Genomic DNA, 16,427 nt, shown 5'->3' with positions numbered 1-16,427 from the left:
CTGGAACAGCATCCTCGAAAAGGGCGGCAGCGTGCAGCATCTCGATTTCCTCACCCCTGAGGAAAAGGACACGTTCAAGACCAGCTTCGAAATCGACCAGCGCTGGCTGATCGAGCTCGCCGCTGACCGCACGCCCTATATCGACCAGGCAACGTCGCTGAACCTCTACATCCCTGCTGATGTGGAAAAATGGGACCTGCTCATGCTCCACTTCCGCGCTTGGGAATTGGGCGTGAAGTCGCTATATTATCTGCGGTCGAAGTCTATCCAGCGCGCTGGCTTTGCCGGCGGGGTTGAGGCCGACAATACCGCCGAAGCGCCCGTCATCGAACTCGCCGCGCAAACCGATTATGAAGAATGCCTCGCCTGCCAATAAGGCGTCCGGCACCATCGCAACATTTGAAATTACAGGTCCAAGGAAATCGACATGTCATTGTTAGTAGCACGCAACTCATACAAGCCCTTTGAATATCCATGGGCCTATGACTTCTGGAAACGCCAGCAGCAGATCCACTGGCTGCCTGAAGAAGTGCCCTTGGGCGAGGATTGCCGCGACTGGGCGCAGAAGCTGTCTGACCATGAGCGCAACCTTTTGACTCAGATTTTCCGCTTCTTCACGCAAGCCGATATCGAGGTCCAGAATTGCTACCACGAACATTATGGCCGCGTGTTCAAGCCGACTGAAGTCAAGATGATGCTGACCGCATTTTCCAATATGGAAACCGTACACGTCGCGGCGTACAGCCACTTGCTCGACACCATCGGTATGCCCGAAAGCGAATATTCGGCGTTCCTCGAATATGAGGAAATGGCCGCAAAGGTAGATTATATCCACCAGTTCGGCGTCGACAGCGATGAAGATATCGCCCGCACGCTCGCGATGTTCGGCGGCTTTACTGAGGGGCTTCAATTGTTCGCCAGCTTCGCGATGCTGATGAACTTCCCGCGCTTCAACAAGATGAAGGGCATGGGGCAGATCGTCTCCTGGTCCGTCCGCGACGAGAGCTTGCACTGCGAAGGCATCACCAAGCTGTTCCACGCATTCTGTGCAGAGCGCGGCTGCCTGACCAAGGCGGTGAAGGAAGACATCATCGATTGCTGCCAGAAGGTTGTCCGTCTGGAAGACAATTTCATCGATCTCGCCTTCGAAATGGGCCCGGTTCCCGGCATGACTGCCAAGGAAATCAAGCGCTACATCCGCTACATCGCCGACTGGCGCCTTGGCCAATTGGGCTTCAATCCAATCTACATGGTCGAAGACCACCCGCTGCCATGGCTCGCGCCATTGCTGAACGGTGTCGAGCACGCCAACTTCTTCGAAACCCGCGCGACGGAATACAGCAAGGCGTCGACACGCGGCGACTGGGGCCAGGTCTGGGACAGCTTCGACCGCCGCAAGAAGAAAGACGTCGCCGAAGTGATCGTCGCGGAAAATGACGGCATGGACATGTTCGAACAGGCTGGGGTTGCCGCGGAGTAGTCTAAACGTGGCGAACCTGCCAATAACGCAAATTGCGGTAAGTCATGATAGAGGTATCAAAACCGCCAATTGTAGCTCAGTGCCTCCGGTTATGGTCATAACTGGTCCCAATGGATCGGGAAAATCGACCCTTTTGATCGCTATCAAAAGATCAAGTCAAGCAACCCAGCCAATTTACATTGGACCACACAGGGCAATTCGTCGTCAAAACATTCAGAGTCGTTGGCTCGGGCCGCAAGTTAAACTGTCAGAAATTATGACAAGCGATAACGTATCGCAAGTCGAAGGCATTCGCGTCTTTGACCATGGTCGCGACCCGTGGAATGCAGATGAGAGTGGTAATCTAATAAAATACACGCTTTGTAACATAGCATCAGACGTGAACAACAGGATTGCAATTTTATTTCACCGAAATGGTGAGATAAGGAAACATTCAATACCTAATGTTTGGAAGCCTCTTTCAGATCTGATTGATACTCTCTTGCCTCATATGCAATTTGTTGAGGTAAATGTTACAGAAAAGACTGATATGAAAGTCTTATTCTTAAATAAAAAAACCGAAACGCTTATTGAGTTTGATAATTTGAGTTCCGGGGAAAAATCTATTGTACAGTTGTTTTTGCCATTAATTGAGCACGAAATTCTGCACAACTTAAAACGAATAGAAGAGCCGACATCTGAAATTGAGTGGATATGTAGGCCTGTAATTATTGATGAACCGGAACTACATTTACATCCAAATCTTCAAGAATTACTATTATCCTACATGCGCGACCTCTCAGCGGCAAGACGTTATCAGTTCATAATTTCTTCCCACTCACAGGTCTTGGTTGAAGCGGCAAACCATGACGAACTCTATTTGATGAAGCCTGTTCATTCTGTTGAGGACGGAGAAAATCAACTCGTTCGTATTGCGGGAGACGAAAATAAACTTGATTTAATCAACGAGGTGTTCGGGCGCCGATCCGATTTAACTGCGATGAAAAGCATTGTGATTGTTGAAGGCAAAGAACTGACACCGAACAGTCAATCTTCCAGCGACCGCAAAATTTATGAACTTTTAGACCTCAGGTTTCGTCGAATTACTGTTACACCGTCATCAAGCAAAAGCGAGTGCATCACCAAGGCGCGGAGTCTTTCCGAGATGATGATGTCCTTCGGCTCCAGCGCCAAAGTCTGTGCTCTAGTTGATCGTGACGTAGACTTGGAAGACGAGGATAAGTTGGTGAAAATGCTACCAGTTAGCATGGTAGAAAATTTTCTTATCGACCCTGATGTCATCTTCGAAGCCTTAGAACTTGTGATCGAAAAAACGGATTTTTCGAAAGTATCGGACGTCGAGGATGCAATAACGTCAATTTTGGACAGTATGGAAAATCACGAAGTAGAAAGGCGGGTTAAAGCCGAGCTTGGTAAAACAGTTTTTAGAGTCAGGGGTCCATTGGAACGCGCCGGGATACAGATTAAGGCTCATGTAGAATTTTTAAACTCAACTTATTCAGATAAAAATATCTCAGCATTACGCAGGGAATGCGAGAAGAAAGTAAGCCAAATTAAAGAGACGAATTTGCGACGCGAACTATATGACGGAAAATATATCATCGACAATTTTGTGAAAATATATTTAAACAATACGGGATTAAGCAAAGAGATATTCAAATATCAATGTGCAAGGATTGCTTCGCAACGACTTACATGCAGAAGATTTTTCGATAATTTTTTTGAGAATTTTATTTAAAATTTGGCGAAAAGGCACCAAGCCCCAAATTTTGGGTAGCTCCCAACCTCCCCTTAACCACAGCATGCCATTTTACATTTATGGCTGACGACTCATTCCTTAAAATCGCTGCACCCTTGGTCGTCCTGACCTTTTTGGGCGTGTACAATTTTCCTGCCGTCACCGAAGAAGAAATCGCCGCGCGCGATGCAGTCGAGCAATCTGTCCATTATAGCGGCTGCAGAGAAGTCCGCGCTGCTGACAAGGCGCCCTTGTATCGCGGCGATCCCGGCTATGGCGAACATATGGATGGCGACGGTGACGGTATCGCCTGCGAAGACTATTATTGAACTCGCTAACGGCTAACCGCGCACCAACCCACATCAATTGTTAACCCTCCGCGCGCATGATACACTCATGTTCGGCCCCTCGATCAAAACCGTCTTTGCCAGCCGCTGGAAGGCGTTGTGGTTTGCTGCGTCGGTTATGCTTACCGCCTATTGCTCGATCCCCGATAAAGCGGAGGCGCCCGCGGATGATGCAGCAAGCCAACAGCAGGTTGACGAAACGATAAAGGCGCTTGAAAACAGCGCGAACAACCTGAAGCAGCTTGAACAGCGCTAAGGCGACTCAGCACAACCGCACGCCAGAAAAATAATCATCATGCCCCTGCCCGCCTTCCTCAACTGGCCCAACCTCCTCGCGCTGTTTGCGCTCATCAACCTGATGACCTTCATGCTGTTTGGCCTCGACAAATTGCGGGCCGAGGCCGGGTCGTGGCGGATTTCGGAGGGCACGTTGCTCGCCTGGGCCTTTTTTGGCGGGTCGGTTGGGGCCTATGCCGGACGCGCCATATTCCGCCACAAGACGCGCAAGCAACCCTTTTGCAGCCATCTGCACCAGACCGCTGCGCTTCATGCCGCCGCCGCTGCGATTGCAGGTGGATGGATAATCGCTGGCTGAACGCCCGATGATATTTTGCATTGCAATGTAGGATTTCGTTTGAGAGTATCGCGTGTAAGATCCGCAAAAGCGGGCAATGTTCTTTGAAAAGTTGACATAAACGCGGCCACGATCGGCACAGAAAATCGCCGCTTTAAAAAACTTTTTTCGGCCTGACCCGGGGCAACGCGCAGACCGTTTAGGTGAGACCTTAGTGTGACTTTGTAAATTCGGAAGCCGTCGGCGGCTTGGCCCGGAAGGCCCTGAAAATGGCTGTTCCAATGCCATCAACTGGATTGGGACTGGCCTAACCCACGTCGCCGCCGCCAGCTTATCGGCTTTGACGCTTGCCGGGCTTTGTGCAAGAACCCGCCATGATCATTCAGCTTTTGATTTCCACGATCATGGTGATTGTGACTGTGATCATTCATGGTGTTGGCCTTGCCATCCTTGGCCGCATGTTGGGCGGCGAGGTTCAGGTCGAACGCGCCCATCATATTCAAAGCTTTTCACTCAGGACGATGGGATTTACGCTGGGGTTGGTGCTGGCCTTGTTTATCCTGCATGGTCTGGAAATATGGCTCTACGCCTTTTTATATGAAGGCATCGGCGCGGTTAGCAGTCTGGAAACAGCAGTTTATTTCTCGACAATTAGCTATGCCGGGATTGGCTTTGACGATCGCTATATTGATCCCGAATGGCGGCTTGTGGCTGCGATCGAGGGGATAAACGGTCTTTTGTTGCTGGGTTGGTCTACAGCGTTTTTCGTGACAATCGTAAACCGGTTGGGGCGGCGTTAGGCACGCATCACGCCACCGTCATCAACTGGCTTGGGAATGGCGTTACCAGCTTTGTGGCCTCCACCCAATCGGCGGTCAGCCAAGCCTGATAATCCGCCTCGTGCAAGATGACGGGCATCGCCTTGGGATGCAGCGGCGCGACCAAAGGGTTGGGCGCGCAGGTGAGGAAGGCGAAGACTTTGGACGGCGGTGGCGCTGCTACGCTTTCGCTTTGGCCCGAATCCTCCAGATTGCCGAGCAGGTCATCGGTGCTTGCCTTCTTTGCGGCTGGCCCTGCTGCCGCTGCCCAGCGCCATACGCCGGCAAAGGCGGCCACGGGGCGGTCCTTGATATGGAACCAGTGTTCGGCGCGCCCTGCCCCGATTTGGGGCTCGGCAAAGCTGCTGAACGGCACAAGGCATCTTTGTTCGGGCTTGTTCAGCATCGACCGCCAGAACGGGCTTTCAAGGTTGCGGACATTGGTAATGTGCTTGGTCACGGTCGTGCCCGCACGCTTGCCGGGGAGCGCAAGCGGGACGCCCCAGATCATCTGGTCGACGATTGCGCCGCCTGCTTCTGCGCATTGCCGCACAACTGCCGCCTCGCGACGGGGCCACATGTCATCGACAAGAGCGACATCGGGGGCCGGCGTGACCTGCGTGCTCCACGATATAAACTCGCGCCATGTCGGCAGCAGATGCTGCGCGCCGGGGATATTGCGATAATGGTTGCACATGACAGGCAGATTGCGCGGAGGGCTCTTTGTCGTCAACCATGAAGCTTACGCTTTGGCGCGTCAGCACCAGCTGCGGCGTCCACCTTCATAATATCGGGCAAGGCCTTCATTGACCAACACATCGCCAAGGCTTTCGCCGCTACGCGTCAGGATGCGCAATTTGCGGCCATAGCGGTCTTCATCGCGGTCGATGCTTTGAAGGGTAAATGGCCCTGCATTGACCAGCTGGTGCATCCGCCGTGTTGCCGCGGCGCCAAGATCCGCTTCCGCCGGACAGCGCGGCTCGTGCGTTTCGGGCGTGTCGATATCGGCGATACGGATTTTGATGCCGCGGTACCGGATTGTGTCGCCGTCAACTACGCAGTTAGTTCCGCCGCCGCTATGGCACAGGCCAAAATTTGCCGCTTCTTGGTCTGCGCTGCTGGCGGCAAGGGCGGCTGCGCCAACCGCGGACGCGGGATCGGACAAAGTCCAGACGCCCCAAAAAGTGGCGGCCGAAAGGACGAGCGTAAGCGGCAGAAACCGAGTCATTGTGCACTGGACCTTTGCGCGTGACTAAACATTTGGCTGGATGCGCAGGGGACCCGGAATATATCCGAAGCCCCCTGCGCTGGACCGGCCGAAGCGTCAGGTCGTACCATATTTTACAACTTAAGCTCAATAGCGGCGAAAAGTCGCGGCGCGTTAAATCCAAATTGGACGCGACCTCCCCTCAGGGACGTGTTCCAACATTAAAAAACCGCCGGGTTTTCGCCCGGCGGTTCCATGTTTTGAGGCCAAGGCCTCTTATTCGTTCAGGCAGAAAACTAGAAACGAACGCCTACGCCAACAACGGCCTGATGGCGGTCAACGTCGATTTCACGGTCGAAATCGTTCTTGCCAATGTCGAGATTCTTGTAGTTGGAATAACGATATTCCGCCTTGATGAAGCCGCTTGGTCCAAAAAGGTTGAACTTCTGCTCAATCCCGGCGCCCAGACGGTAGCCATCAGCGGTTACGCCGTTGTTGAAAATTGTACCCGTGCCATTATCCAAACGGCTTTCGAACTTCGCGTTGGTGTAGCCACCCTTTGCGTAGATCATCGTCGAAGGCGTAACGGCAAAGCCAACGCGCGCGCCGATATACAGATCGCGGTCGGTGTTCAGGCTGAACGAGTCGCCCGTGGTGATAAGGTCGTTGGCCGAACCTTTGACGTCGGAATCGGCAAATTCGCCTTCAATGCCGGCAATCACACCGCCAAGTTGGAAGTCATAACCAGCAGCTACGCCGTACATCAAATCGCCTTTGCCTTCGCTGACATCGTCATATCCGACCAGAGCTTCAATATGTGGTCCGGTGAATGGCGCGGCTTCCTGCGCGAACGCAGGAGTTGCAAGTGCAGTGGAGAGGAGGGCTGCACCAATGAGGAGTTTACGCATTTTAATAATCCAATTTTTAGTAGAACTGACGCCGTCATTGCGACGCCACTGACCAAACAGACCCTTCGCACGATAGTTTCATGAATATAAAACAACGAAAATGATGTGACAAAATTGACACGATTTCGAATATGATTGGATCAAGCTTGAGTTGAAGGTGTAAATTGGTCAGGGATGCGCGATGGAAAATACGCAGCGCCCAACCACCGCATTTAAAATATTCACCGCAGCGCAATGGGCCGACTTTGATGCCCAGGGGGTGTTTGGCGGCGCGCCTGTCGATTTATCAGATGGCTACATCCATTTGTCGACCGCGGCACAAGTCCAAGGCACTTTGGCCAAGCACTTTGTTGGACAGGAAGATCTCGTTATCGCTGAAGTCGATCTTACATCGTTGCAAGACCTGATTAAGTGGGAGGAGTCACGCGGCGGTGCCTTATTTCCGCACATCTACGGCCATTTGCCAATGTCAGCAATTATCGGGCATTTGACTCAGATCAAAGCATGACATCCAACTTCGTCGCATAAGGGCCTCCTTTAATGGAGAATCTGACATGGACGTTCTGCAAATCCCCGCCGTTGCTTTGTTCACCGGCATGATTGTTTCCTTCGCGGTTATCATGATGTTTGTCACGATTGGCGACGTAATCAAAACCGATTAAGCCCGCCCCCTTTCGGGGAACGGGCCATCGGTATGTTTGAACGGCTTTACAGCCGTCTCAGGCAACGCATCTGTATCAATAGGTGTTGCGTGGCCGATTGCCATGGCTGTCGACATCATCAGGCTCAAGGGCGGACTCTCCGAACGTATCAGGCTCGTCATCGTCACTTCGTTCACCGCGATAGGCGTCCATGTCGATCCGTCCGCTTCGCTCCATCTGGTTCATATGATCCACGACGTCCTGCGCGTCGTCCGGATCAATCTGGGCTGGATTGCTGGAACCGCCATGCTCGCTCTCAGAAAAAGAAGCGCGGTCAGCGATCCCACGAATGGCGTCATCGGATACGGTCTGTGCCTGCGCTGCCTCGTCATCCTGCTCGTCATTAAAGCTCTCGGGCGCGTCCTGCGACCTGTGGACATGGCTTTCGTCCGCATGGTCATTGTCAACATCAGCGCCAGTTGCAGTGACGGCAGCGTCGCTTGCATCGTCCTCGCTTGTCCGCAGATCAGCATTGCTGCGTACTGTCGAAGGGTCAGCTCCTAAATCTGTCGCGTGTGTGGTGGGCGCAGTTGCCGATGCGGCATCGGTCATGGGCGTATTGCCGATTGGTCGGCTGTCATCCGCTTGAGTCACAGGCACATCCTTTCCTAAAAGTGGTGCAGTGCAAACGCGGACGATGAAAGGCTGTTCCGTTACAAAGTTCAGGCGCACCATTCAAAGGCACAGCTGCTTTCACCAGCAAAGCCGCCGTTATTGGTAAACCGGCGTTCGATGACAAAACCCGCTCCGTGGCAATCGACCGCAAATATGGTGCTGCATCTCGTTCCGTAGCGATTGTTGCGAATGAACATGGGATGTTCCTCGGCGCGGTCGGCGTGGGAGTCTGCCAGAATGCTGAGCAACGTGCGCGGGTCGTCCGCGCCATCATGAAGCCAGCTTTCTACTGCGCTATTCAACCGTTCTCTGCGCGGCCACAGTTCGCCCGCGATGGAGTTGGACAGGCTGTGCAGTCCCTCGCCCAACGACGTGCAAACGGCCGATGGGCGGTTTGACAGAAAATAGACAGCATCTTGATCGGCGACCAGCAGGTTGAACGGATTATACCCGTCCGGTTTGTCGGGTAATCGGGACCCAGCCAGCCAGTCGGTAACCAGCGCCCCGCGAGATGCCTTGTCGGGGTCCGGTCCATCGGGGTTACGCACATTTGTTACCACGCCAAAACGGCCGTCGCGGCTGACACCCATCCACGTTCCTTGGGACAGGACATCGCGGCCCGCAATGATCGACGGAGCATCGGCCCATGTCGCCAAGGGTTCAGCGTCCCGGGCATGGAATTCGTCGCGGTTGCCCGCCGCAATCAGTAACCAGCGCGGATGGGCCTTCCAGGCAACTGACACTACGCACATGGGTCAGGCCTTGCGCGTGGCTGGTCTAATAGTCTGGACGCATCCTTCCAGTCTGCTGTCAGCCAATGCTGCTGCTGCGGTCCATCAAGGATCAGCGGCGTGCTTGCCCGGGCGCGCGCTTTGTCTTCCACGCTGATAATCGCAAAAACAGGCATGTCTGTAAGGTCGCGCCAAATTCCGGCCATTGCAAAGATGCGAGGTGCATTGATGGCGGCTTCATCCGTTTGCCCCTGCCTGCTTCGGATGAGCGCGGTGGCAGGCACGAGGCACCGCAATTCGACATGCCGCAGATTGCCGACCCAGAACGGACTGCTGATGTTGCGCACAGTCGGCACCCACTGCACCTCGCCGGATGGCGTCAAACTATTGGGTGCAGGATAGCCCCAGACCATTGGCCGGATAACGCGCCTGGACGTTTTGGCCGACCGGACAATCACTGGCGCAAACTCGCCCGGCCTCAGATCCCCGCCGCCCCATGGGTCCGGCCCATGTTGCGCATCAAACATATCGGCGATCACACCTGACGGCGCATCAAGACGATAGGCCCGCGTCATGCCGGAATGTTAGCCGCGAAACCCGGTACGCGACAGTTTTGTCCGGCACCAGCGCATCAAAGTTGCTTTTCGTAAATGCGATAGACCTTGTTGATTTCGCCATTGATGGCCTCACCAACCGAACGCATTGGTCCATTATCATCAAGCACCCAGCCAAATTCACCGCGTGTCGCGCCGAAATTTGCCGTCGAGGAATCCCTGATTAACGATACCAGCATGAATGCAAGTTGGCTTGCCATTCTTGTCGACTGCAATTTCTTCACGACACCCATCAGGGGAACCCGCATCGTTTTCACCTTGGGCGCGCGCAACCACCAAAGTAGCTTGGCCCAATTAAACGGCAACAATGATCCACCAAAGGTACCAATTTTTTCATTGATATCGGGCCAGGTCATCATGAACGCGACAGGCTCGCCATCAACTTCGGCAATCCGGATAAGATCGTTGAAAACAATTGGTTTCAACTGCTTCCCGGTATGGGTAACTTCAGCATCGGTAATGGGTACAAAACCCCAATTTCCACTCCATGCATCATTTAGAATGGACAGGATAATGGCTGCTTCTGCATCAAAATTCTTCTTGTCCACTTTCCGGATGACGATCCGCTCGTTGCGTTCACCCGATGCTGTGATGCGTTGCACCAAGGGGGGAAAGGGGACATCAATTGGTATCTGGTAGGTATACAGGTCTTTGACCCCGGCATACCCCGCAGCTTCGATCCACGGACCGTAAGCGGCATTATGATATCCCATAAGAACCGTTGAAGGATGATCATGCCCCTGCACCAACAACCCGGGCTCTTCCCAGATCGAAAGGCTTAGCGGTCCAAGCGACCGGACCATTTTCTTGTCACGAAGCCAGCCCTCGGCTGCCGCGATCAATTCCCTTGCAACATCGGCGTCTTCAGCTTCGAAGAACCCCCAATTACCTACACCCGGTCCCATGCCTTGGTCGGCAGGCTGTTTCAGTGCGAGATGGTCCAGATGGGCCGAAATGCGGCCAACCACTTTTCCATCGCGCTCGGCGAGAAAAAGCTGCGCTTCTCCATGTCCAAACCACGGGTTTTTACCCGGCGTGATCGTCGACATAACATCGCTTTTTAGCGGTGGGCTCCAGTTTGGATCGCCAGCGTAAAGCCGGAATGGCAGGTCGACAAAGGCTTTCTTGTCAGCCTTGGTTAAAACCGGGCGAATGAGGATTTTCGTCATAACATTTTCCCTGAATTTTTCCGCTTTATGCGCCCGAACCCAAACGAAGCCGCTTTCCGAATTTCCCCAATGCAGCTTTGTCGTCCTTGGGCAGGCCATAGACCAATCCAAGCCACAATAGCGGCCAGAAAAGCAGTAGCAGCGAAATTGCCCTGACTGGCGCGCCAAACGGGGAAAGCGCTTCACCCAACAGCCACAATGCACCAACCACGCTTAGACCCGCAGCAGCAGCGCGCCAGAAGCCAAACCCAAACGGACTTAGTCTGTCGCTGACCATAAGCTCGACGACCGCAGCCCAAGCGGTAACGACAACGGCGACTGAAACCGAAATGGCCATCCCTGTCGCGCCATAAAGCGGCACAAGCCAATATGCGAGCAGGAGCCAAATCACGAGGCCGATGATGCTGTTGAGCAAGGGTAAGGCGCGATGCCCCACCATCTCGACGATTGGAGTCGCTGGTCCGATAACTGCTTCACCGGCGCGTGCGGCAAGCAGGATGATGAGGACCGGCAACGCGGCAGAGGCACCGGGTGCAAAGGCGCTGAGGATGTCGGACGCAACGAGGATCAGAAAGCCAGCCAAGGGCACCGCCAACAACAACGACATATGCGTGGAAAACCGGTACATGGGTAGCATCGCGTTGCGGTCAACCGCGGCCTGCGCCGACGCAAGCGGCGACAACACATAAAGAAAAGACTGGCGCACAATCAACGGGAGCGATGCAACCTTGCGCGCAATGCCATAAAGGGCAGCAGCCGTAGCGCCTGCCGCGCCGGGGACCATGAGGCTCAACAAAATGGGCGGCAAATCATTATAGGCCCGTCTTGCCACCGCTGGCGGCAACATCGCCATGCCACTGTTCAGCACGGCGTTGCGCAGCACCCGCGGCATGGGCGCGCGCCACAAAAGGCGAAGGTTATAATATCGGCCAAGCAATTGCACCGACAATATTGCGGTCAACGCAAGCGACAGCATATGACCAAGTAGAAGGCCCATCAGGTCAAAACCAAGGGCGAAAAATCCGGCTGCGAACAAAAGGCGTGCCAACTGTTCCCAAAAAATACGCAACCGGATTTCGGGACCAAAGGCCCGTTTGGCCCGCGCCGCAGCGGTAGCGATTTCCACAAAGATCCACAGCGGCAAGCTCCATGCAAAAAGCGCGATGGCGGCAGGCAAGCGGCTAACCTGTTCTGGCGCACTCGCGACGTAGCCCGCCAACCAGGTCGCCGATAGCGTAATGGCCAAAGCCGCAACGATGCCCAACGCTGTTCCTGTCAGCAGCGCAAATTTCACCGCACCATGTTGGCGTTCCTCGGACGCTGCGGCGGGCACAATCCGCTGAAGCGCCTGCCCCATTGCCAGATCGAGAATATTGGCCAAAATGTTGATTGCCGCCCAAAGTACGACATATACGCCATAGCCGGTAATGCCGAACATCCACGTATAAGCAGGCTGCGCGACTATTTCGATGAGCGCGCCCAGACGCGCAAGCGCGGCAAGTCCTGCGCCCTTGGCAACTTCCTGATTGCTGACCGCAGGCGCTAGCTTAACCAGCGCATCCTCAATCGGGCCGCTCATCGCGCCGCCGTCATTCTTCGGTGCGGACTAACACCGTCTCGCCGATCAGAAAGAATAACAAAAATGGCCCCCATGCCGCAATCCATGGCGGGTACGCGCCCAGATTGCCCATCGCCAAGGCAAAATTGTCCGCCACAAAATAGGTGAAGCCCAAGGCCATTCCGATGACGGCGCGCAAAAACAGCGCGCCCGATCGCGCAAGGCCAAAGGCAGCCACTGCGCCAAGCAAGGGCATGAGCAAGGTCGATAACGGCCCCGACAACTTGTGCCACAATATGCCTTCCAGATTATCGGTGCGGCGACCAGAGGCCTTCAGGTCATCAATGGCGCGCATAAGCGGCAGGAAGGCGAGGCTATCGCCGTCAACTTTGACATAATTGAACCGGTCAGGTGTTATGCCCTTGCCGATGACAAGATTTTCAACCTTGGTCTCCGAAGTCGTTGCAACATCAAACGACTGAGCGTTATCAAGTTGCCATGCATTACCTACAAAGCGGGCTTGCGTCGCAGTGACAACCTGGCGCAACCCGCCATTCGCCCGTAGGTAAACACGAACATTTTCCAACACCGTATCATTGCCGGAACCGCGCACATTGCCGGCACGAAAAAGGTCATTGCCCTCACGTACCCACACATTGTTACGCGCGTCACCGTCGGGCGCGACTGCCCCATATTCTGCCGTTTGCCAGACCTTCAACTTCGCAGTGTTAGGTGCAACAACGGCATCGTTAAAAACGAACGAGATGAGTGCAACGCCTAAGCTTGCTACGAACATCGGAGCCAATATCTGATGCGCGGATAGCCCGGCTGCCTTCATCGCAACGACTTCACTGTGCTGGCTCAATCCGGCAAAAGTTATCAACGTTCCAAGCAGGACGGAAAAGGGCAGAAACCGGGCAATAATTTGCGGTGCCCGCATGGAAACATAATGCAGGACGTCACCCTGGTTGTTGCCCGGCACTGCCAGGATTTTGCCACTCTCGCCCAGCAGATCAAGCGCCATCAGCACTAGAACAAGCATCATCAAGACCGCGAAACTGCGGACAACGAACAACTTGGCCATGTACATTGTGATGTTGCGCGATGGAAAGAAATGCATCTGTTATGACTCCGCCGGAAGGGCAGGCATGCCTAATGTCGCCAAACGCGATTTCCGGCCAAAACGGAATACGCGCTTGATCCATTTGCCTGCCTTTGCAGCGAATACCTCAAGCGCCCCGATTGGCTGTCCACCGGGCACATGTGCAATGACATGGTACATCCACAGGATCAAAGCAGCAAACAAGGCAAACGGCACCCACAAAGCAATGAAAGGGTCAATCACACCCATGCTCCCAACGCTTTGCGCATATTCGTTAATCTTGTGATAGGTGACGACCATCACAATGGACAAAAATACGCCAAGCGCCGACGTCGACCGCTTCGGCGGGATGGCGAGCGCAACCGCCAGCAAGGGAAGCAGCAGCATCATCGCCACTTCGACGAGGCGAAAATGGAAATTGGCCCACGCGCTGTTTCGTTCAATTGCGGGCCGCTGGGCATCGCCACCGATCTTCGTCAGCTCAGTGATTAGATATTCCCTGTCCTTGCCACCGCGCGTACGGAAATTCTCGATCTGCGGAAGGGGGATAGGTACATCATGGCTCGTGAAGCTCAGTACCCGCGGCGATTCATAACTGGGCGCATCGTGGACAAGCGTGCCCTTTTCCAGCCGCAATAAAATTGTGTCCGGGTCATCGGTGCGCAAAAACTGCCCTTTTTCTGCAGTTACAGCAATGGTCTGCCCGTTTTTGCTCTGCGCAAATACAAACATGCCGGACAATTCATTGCCATTGTTACGGCTTTCATCAATGCGGACGGTCAGGTTTTTTCCTACATTGTTAAATTCCCCCACCCGAACCTTCGCGCCGAATGCACCGGACCGGAGCTCAAAGCGCAGTTCCTCATAAAGATATCGTGCACTCGGCTGAAGGAATCCAACGATCGCAAAATTCACCGCCGCAAGCGCAATAGCGAGCATAAACGGAACGCGCAAAAGTCGAAAGTAGCTCATGCCAACCGCGCGAAAAATGTCGAGTTCCGAAGATGTTGCGAGTTTCCTGAACGCCAGCAAGATACCAAGCAGCAAACCGATCGGGATACCAAGTGACAGATATTCCGGCATCAAATTGGCAAGCATCCGCCACACAACGCTTACAGGTCCGCCCTCTGCCGCGACAAAGTCGAACAGGCTCAGCATTTTTTCCAAAAGCAATAAAGAAGCCGCAATTACCAGCGTGGCAAGCAACGGCAACATCACAAGCCGGAAAATATAGCGGTCAGTGGCAGTAATAAATTTCAACTTATGGTCGCCCTGTCACCCTAATTTGGCCGCAAACTGTCGCGATAGACGCTTAGTGGTTCAGGGGCAATATCGATGGTATCCGAAAAATGTGCGGATATCGACATAGCGTTCCAGGAGTTTTGAGATGAATAAATATGTCGCCCTCATGACCGTAGTCGGTCTTGTGCTCATTTCGGGTACAGCAGTCGCGAGCCAAGAATTGGGTAACGATTTGTCGCGCTGTGCGTCAGGTAAGGGACCTGCTGTGCTCGTGAATGTCCGCGGCGTAAAAGAATCCAGCGGCAAGATCAGGGTGCAATCCTATCCAGCGAGCTCGAATGCATGGCTCGCCAAAGGCCGGTGGCTTCACCGCGTTGAAAGCCGTGCAAGCGCGGGCAGCATGAATATATGCATTCCCGTGCCTTCCGAAGGCAAATACGGAATTGCCGTGCGGCATGACCGCAACGCTAATGGCAAAACCGACATCAGCCAGGACGGCGGCGGATTTTCCAACAATCCAAGCATCAGCATACTGAATCTTGGCAAACCGTCAGTCAATAAAGTTGCCTTCGAAGCCGGACCGGGTGTCACCCGGATCACCGTAAACCTGAAATATATGTAAGGACATTATTTGGCTTTAGTGGCGCTCCTTTCGAACCCTAATTCCACCGGCAACAGGTCATTGTTGCCGGCGGTTCGGTCATATTGCGCCAAGAACCCGGATATATTTCATTATGAGGTCGAAGAGATCGGCCAGATTGCCAAAGCGCTGGAAATGATTGCGCGCGTCAAGCCAAAGGTGCTTGTTATCAATGGCGGTGACGGCACGGTCCAGTCAGCCCTGACCGAATTATATCATGGCGGGCATTTTGACGGCACGCCGCCTCCGGTCGCGGTTTTGCCCAACGGAAAGACCAATTTGATTGCTTTGGATTTGGGCGCTGAGGGAAATCCGCTCGAAGCGCTGGCCCGGATTATCGAAGTCGCCAAGGGCGATCTGTCAAAACATATTGTCGTGCGCGAACTTATCGCATTGAGTGATGGCAGCGAAGGCGCTCGTCCAGTGCTTGGGATGTTTCTAGGTGGCGCAGGGCTTGCCGAAACGATCCTTTACTGCCGGCACAAAATCTATCCCTTGGGATTGCCAAATGGATTGAGCCACTTTTTGACGGCGATTGCCGTCATGTTTTCCACAATTGTCAGTGTAAAGGCCAGCTTCCTTCCCGAGCGATCCAAGCCGGTAAGCATTTCTTTCATTCGTAATGGCGAACTGCATGGCACATTCTCGGTGCTGATTGTTACGACATTGGAAAAACTGCTGCTCGGTGGTCAGGCCGGAAACACCAAACAGCGCGGGCTGATGAAATTTCTTGCGGTTGACCAGAAGCCAATCGCAATGCTGAAGATGATTGCGGCGTCCTTGCGCGGTAAATTGGGCCAAACGACAATGGCTGGCATCCATTTTCAGCAAGGCGACGTGATTAGAATCGATAGCGAGCAAAGCAGCGTTGTTCTGGATGGCGAAGTATTTGAGGCATATCTGGGAAGCCCAATCGTGCTCCGGTCGACACCGCCTGTGCCGTTCCTTAAGCTCGCGGCTTAACAGATTGCTGTAAAGACTGC

At 53.9% G+C, this 16,427-nt stretch carries 19 protein-coding genes and 2 pseudogenes; 10 read left to right on the top strand and 11 right to left on the bottom strand.

The genetic code is table 11. The features are described from left to right. From ACLL9E_RS06695 to ACLL9E_RS06665, 7 genes and pseudogenes are all read left to right on the top strand, one after another. A pseudogene (locus ACLL9E_RS06695) lies at window positions 1-376 on the top strand (ribonucleotide-diphosphate reductase subunit alpha); the annotation flags it as partial. 51 nt (window positions 377-427) lie between these two features. After that, window positions 428-1,480: a ribonucleotide-diphosphate reductase subunit beta gene (locus ACLL9E_RS06690; RefSeq protein ID WP_411290962.1), complete on the top strand. Its 1,053-nt coding sequence runs from the start codon at window positions 428-430 to the stop codon at window positions 1,478-1,480. A gap of 7 nt (window positions 1,481-1,487) precedes the next feature. Further along, complete coding sequence (locus ACLL9E_RS06685; protein WP_411290961.1) at window positions 1,488-3,218, top strand: AAA family ATPase; 1,731 nt, start codon at window positions 1,488-1,490, stop codon at window positions 3,216-3,218. Window positions 3,219-3,298: 80 nt separating this feature from the next. Next, complete coding sequence (locus ACLL9E_RS06680; protein ID WP_411290960.1) at window positions 3,299-3,547, top strand: excalibur calcium-binding domain-containing protein; 249 nt, start codon at window positions 3,299-3,301, stop codon at window positions 3,545-3,547. 67 nt (window positions 3,548-3,614) lie between these two features. Further along, window positions 3,615-3,821: a hypothetical protein gene (locus tag ACLL9E_RS06675; RefSeq protein WP_411290959.1), complete on the top strand. Its 207-nt coding sequence runs from the start codon at window positions 3,615-3,617 to the stop codon at window positions 3,819-3,821. 39 nt (window positions 3,822-3,860) lie between these two features. Continuing rightward, entirely contained in the window at window positions 3,861-4,160 is a 300-nt protein-coding gene (locus ACLL9E_RS06670) for a DUF1294 domain-containing protein (protein WP_411290958.1), read from the top strand. Between the two features lie 353 nt (window positions 4,161-4,513). Continuing rightward, on the top strand, window positions 4,514-4,939 hold the full coding sequence (locus ACLL9E_RS06665; protein WP_411290957.1) for an ion channel: 426 nt from the start codon (window positions 4,514-4,516) through the stop codon (window positions 4,937-4,939). A 7-nt stretch (window positions 4,940-4,946) separates the two neighbouring features. Here ACLL9E_RS06665 and ACLL9E_RS06660 read toward each other — a convergent pair whose 3' ends face one another. The 3 genes from ACLL9E_RS06660 to ACLL9E_RS06650 all read right to left on the bottom strand — a co-directional run bounded on the left by ACLL9E_RS06660 (window position 4,947) and on the right by ACLL9E_RS06650 (window position 7,072). Further along, on the bottom strand, window positions 4,947-5,690 hold the full coding sequence (locus tag ACLL9E_RS06660; RefSeq protein WP_411290956.1) for an SOS response-associated peptidase family protein: 744 nt from the start codon (window positions 5,688-5,690) through the stop codon (window positions 4,947-4,949). A gap of 24 nt (window positions 5,691-5,714) precedes the next feature. Beyond that, the gene (locus ACLL9E_RS06655) at window positions 5,715-6,185 is read right to left on the bottom strand and encodes a thermonuclease family protein (protein ID WP_411290955.1); all 471 of its coding nucleotides are present in this window, start codon (window positions 6,183-6,185) and stop codon (window positions 5,715-5,717) included. A gap of 275 nt (window positions 6,186-6,460) precedes the next feature. Beyond that, window positions 6,461-7,072, bottom strand: coding sequence for an outer membrane protein (locus ACLL9E_RS06650; RefSeq protein ID WP_411290954.1), 612 nt, complete (start codon window positions 7,070-7,072; stop codon window positions 6,461-6,463). Between the two features lie 181 nt (window positions 7,073-7,253). Between ACLL9E_RS06650 and ACLL9E_RS06645 the strand changes: the two genes are divergently transcribed. Next, complete coding sequence (locus tag ACLL9E_RS06645) at window positions 7,254-7,580, top strand: DUF952 domain-containing protein (RefSeq protein WP_411290953.1); 327 nt, start codon at window positions 7,254-7,256, stop codon at window positions 7,578-7,580. A 229-nt stretch (window positions 7,581-7,809) separates the two neighbouring features. On the opposite strand, the gene ACLL9E_RS06640 is transcribed toward ACLL9E_RS06645, so the two are convergent. The 8 genes and pseudogenes from ACLL9E_RS06640 to lptF all read right to left on the bottom strand — a co-directional run bounded on the left by ACLL9E_RS06640 (window position 7,810) and on the right by lptF (window position 14,822). Then, window positions 7,810-8,367 (bottom strand): hypothetical protein, encoded by a 558-nt coding sequence (locus ACLL9E_RS06640; protein ID WP_411290952.1) that lies wholly within the window; start codon window positions 8,365-8,367, stop codon window positions 7,810-7,812. A gap of 68 nt (window positions 8,368-8,435) precedes the next feature. Then, window positions 8,436-9,140 (bottom strand): NRDE family protein, encoded by a 705-nt coding sequence (locus tag ACLL9E_RS06635; RefSeq protein WP_411290951.1) that lies wholly within the window; start codon window positions 9,138-9,140, stop codon window positions 8,436-8,438. Continuing rightward, window positions 9,131-9,694, bottom strand: coding sequence for a DUF159 family protein (locus ACLL9E_RS06630; RefSeq protein ID WP_411290950.1), 564 nt, complete (start codon window positions 9,692-9,694; stop codon window positions 9,131-9,133). The genes ACLL9E_RS06635 and ACLL9E_RS06630 overlap by 10 nt, the downstream gene beginning before the upstream one ends. Before the next feature lie 56 nt (window positions 9,695-9,750). Beyond that, window positions 9,751-10,902 (bottom strand): N-acetyltransferase, encoded by a 1,152-nt coding sequence (locus ACLL9E_RS06625; protein WP_411290949.1) that lies wholly within the window; start codon window positions 10,900-10,902, stop codon window positions 9,751-9,753. Between the two features lie 25 nt (window positions 10,903-10,927). Then, the gene (locus tag ACLL9E_RS06620; RefSeq protein ID WP_411290964.1) at window positions 10,928-11,350 is read right to left on the bottom strand and encodes a polysaccharide biosynthesis C-terminal domain-containing protein; all 423 of its coding nucleotides are present in this window, start codon (window positions 11,348-11,350) and stop codon (window positions 10,928-10,930) included. Window positions 11,351-11,584: 234 nt separating this feature from the next. Next, window positions 11,585-12,481, bottom strand: a pseudogene (locus tag ACLL9E_RS06615) (oligosaccharide flippase family protein); the annotation flags it as partial. 10 nt (window positions 12,482-12,491) lie between these two features. Next, window positions 12,492-13,580: an LPS export ABC transporter permease LptG gene (gene lptG, locus ACLL9E_RS06610; RefSeq protein ID WP_411290948.1), complete on the bottom strand. Its 1,089-nt coding sequence runs from the start codon at window positions 13,578-13,580 to the stop codon at window positions 12,492-12,494. A 3-nt stretch (window positions 13,581-13,583) separates the two neighbouring features. Further along, the gene (gene lptF / locus ACLL9E_RS06605; RefSeq protein WP_411290947.1) at window positions 13,584-14,822 is read right to left on the bottom strand and encodes an LPS export ABC transporter permease LptF; all 1,239 of its coding nucleotides are present in this window, start codon (window positions 14,820-14,822) and stop codon (window positions 13,584-13,586) included. Between the two features lie 127 nt (window positions 14,823-14,949). On the opposite strand from lptF, the gene ACLL9E_RS06600 reads away from it, so the two are divergent. Continuing rightward, window positions 14,950-15,426 (top strand): DUF2141 domain-containing protein, encoded by a 477-nt coding sequence (locus tag ACLL9E_RS06600; protein ID WP_411290946.1) that lies wholly within the window; start codon window positions 14,950-14,952, stop codon window positions 15,424-15,426. A gap of 9 nt (window positions 15,427-15,435) precedes the next feature. Beyond that, window positions 15,436-16,407 (top strand): diacylglycerol/lipid kinase family protein, encoded by a 972-nt coding sequence (locus ACLL9E_RS06595; RefSeq protein ID WP_411290945.1) that lies wholly within the window; start codon window positions 15,436-15,438, stop codon window positions 16,405-16,407. Window positions 16,408-16,427 lie beyond the last annotated feature (20 nt).

Source organism: Sphingorhabdus sp., from assembly GCF_046596595.1.
Lineage (GTDB): Bacteria > Pseudomonadota > Alphaproteobacteria > Sphingomonadales > Sphingomonadaceae > Sphingorhabdus_B.
The sequence above is the reverse complement of the archived record's forward strand: the minus strand, read 5'-3'. Positions and strand labels throughout refer to the sequence as shown.

Bases quoted from the DNA above. Each gene is read 5' to 3' on its own strand.
- ACLL9E_RS06690 (WP_411290962.1), top strand. From the start codon at position 428: ATGTCATTGTTAGTAGCACGCAACTCATACAAGCCCTTTGAATATCCA.
- ACLL9E_RS06680 (WP_411290960.1), top strand. From the start codon at position 3,299: ATGGCTGACGACTCATTCCTTAAAATCGCTGCACCCTTGGTCGTCCTG.
- ACLL9E_RS06675 (WP_411290959.1), top strand. From the start codon at position 3,615: ATGTTCGGCCCCTCGATCAAAACCGTCTTTGCCAGCCGCTGGAAGGCG.
- ACLL9E_RS06670 (WP_411290958.1), top strand. From the start codon at position 3,861: ATGCCCCTGCCCGCCTTCCTCAACTGGCCCAACCTCCTCGCGCTGTTT.
- ACLL9E_RS06665 (WP_411290957.1), top strand. From the start codon at position 4,514: ATGATCATTCAGCTTTTGATTTCCACGATCATGGTGATTGTGACTGTG.
- ACLL9E_RS06655 (WP_411290955.1), bottom strand. From the start codon at position 6,185: ATGACTCGGTTTCTGCCGCTTACGCTCGTCCTTTCGGCCGCCACTTTT.
- ACLL9E_RS06650 (WP_411290954.1), bottom strand. From the start codon at position 7,072: ATGCGTAAACTCCTCATTGGTGCAGCCCTCCTCTCCACTGCACTTGCA.
- ACLL9E_RS06645 (WP_411290953.1), top strand. From the start codon at position 7,254: ATGGAAAATACGCAGCGCCCAACCACCGCATTTAAAATATTCACCGCA.
- ACLL9E_RS06635 (WP_411290951.1), bottom strand. From the start codon at position 9,140: ATGTGCGTAGTGTCAGTTGCCTGGAAGGCCCATCCGCGCTGGTTACTG.
- ACLL9E_RS06630 (WP_411290950.1), bottom strand. From the start codon at position 9,694: ATGACGCGGGCCTATCGTCTTGATGCGCCGTCAGGTGTGATCGCCGAT.
- ACLL9E_RS06625 (WP_411290949.1), bottom strand. From the start codon at position 10,902: ATGACGAAAATCCTCATTCGCCCGGTTTTAACCAAGGCTGACAAGAAA.
- lptG (WP_411290948.1), bottom strand. From the start codon at position 13,580: ATGCATTTCTTTCCATCGCGCAACATCACAATGTACATGGCCAAGTTG.
- ACLL9E_RS06600 (WP_411290946.1), top strand. From the start codon at position 14,950: ATGAATAAATATGTCGCCCTCATGACCGTAGTCGGTCTTGTGCTCATT.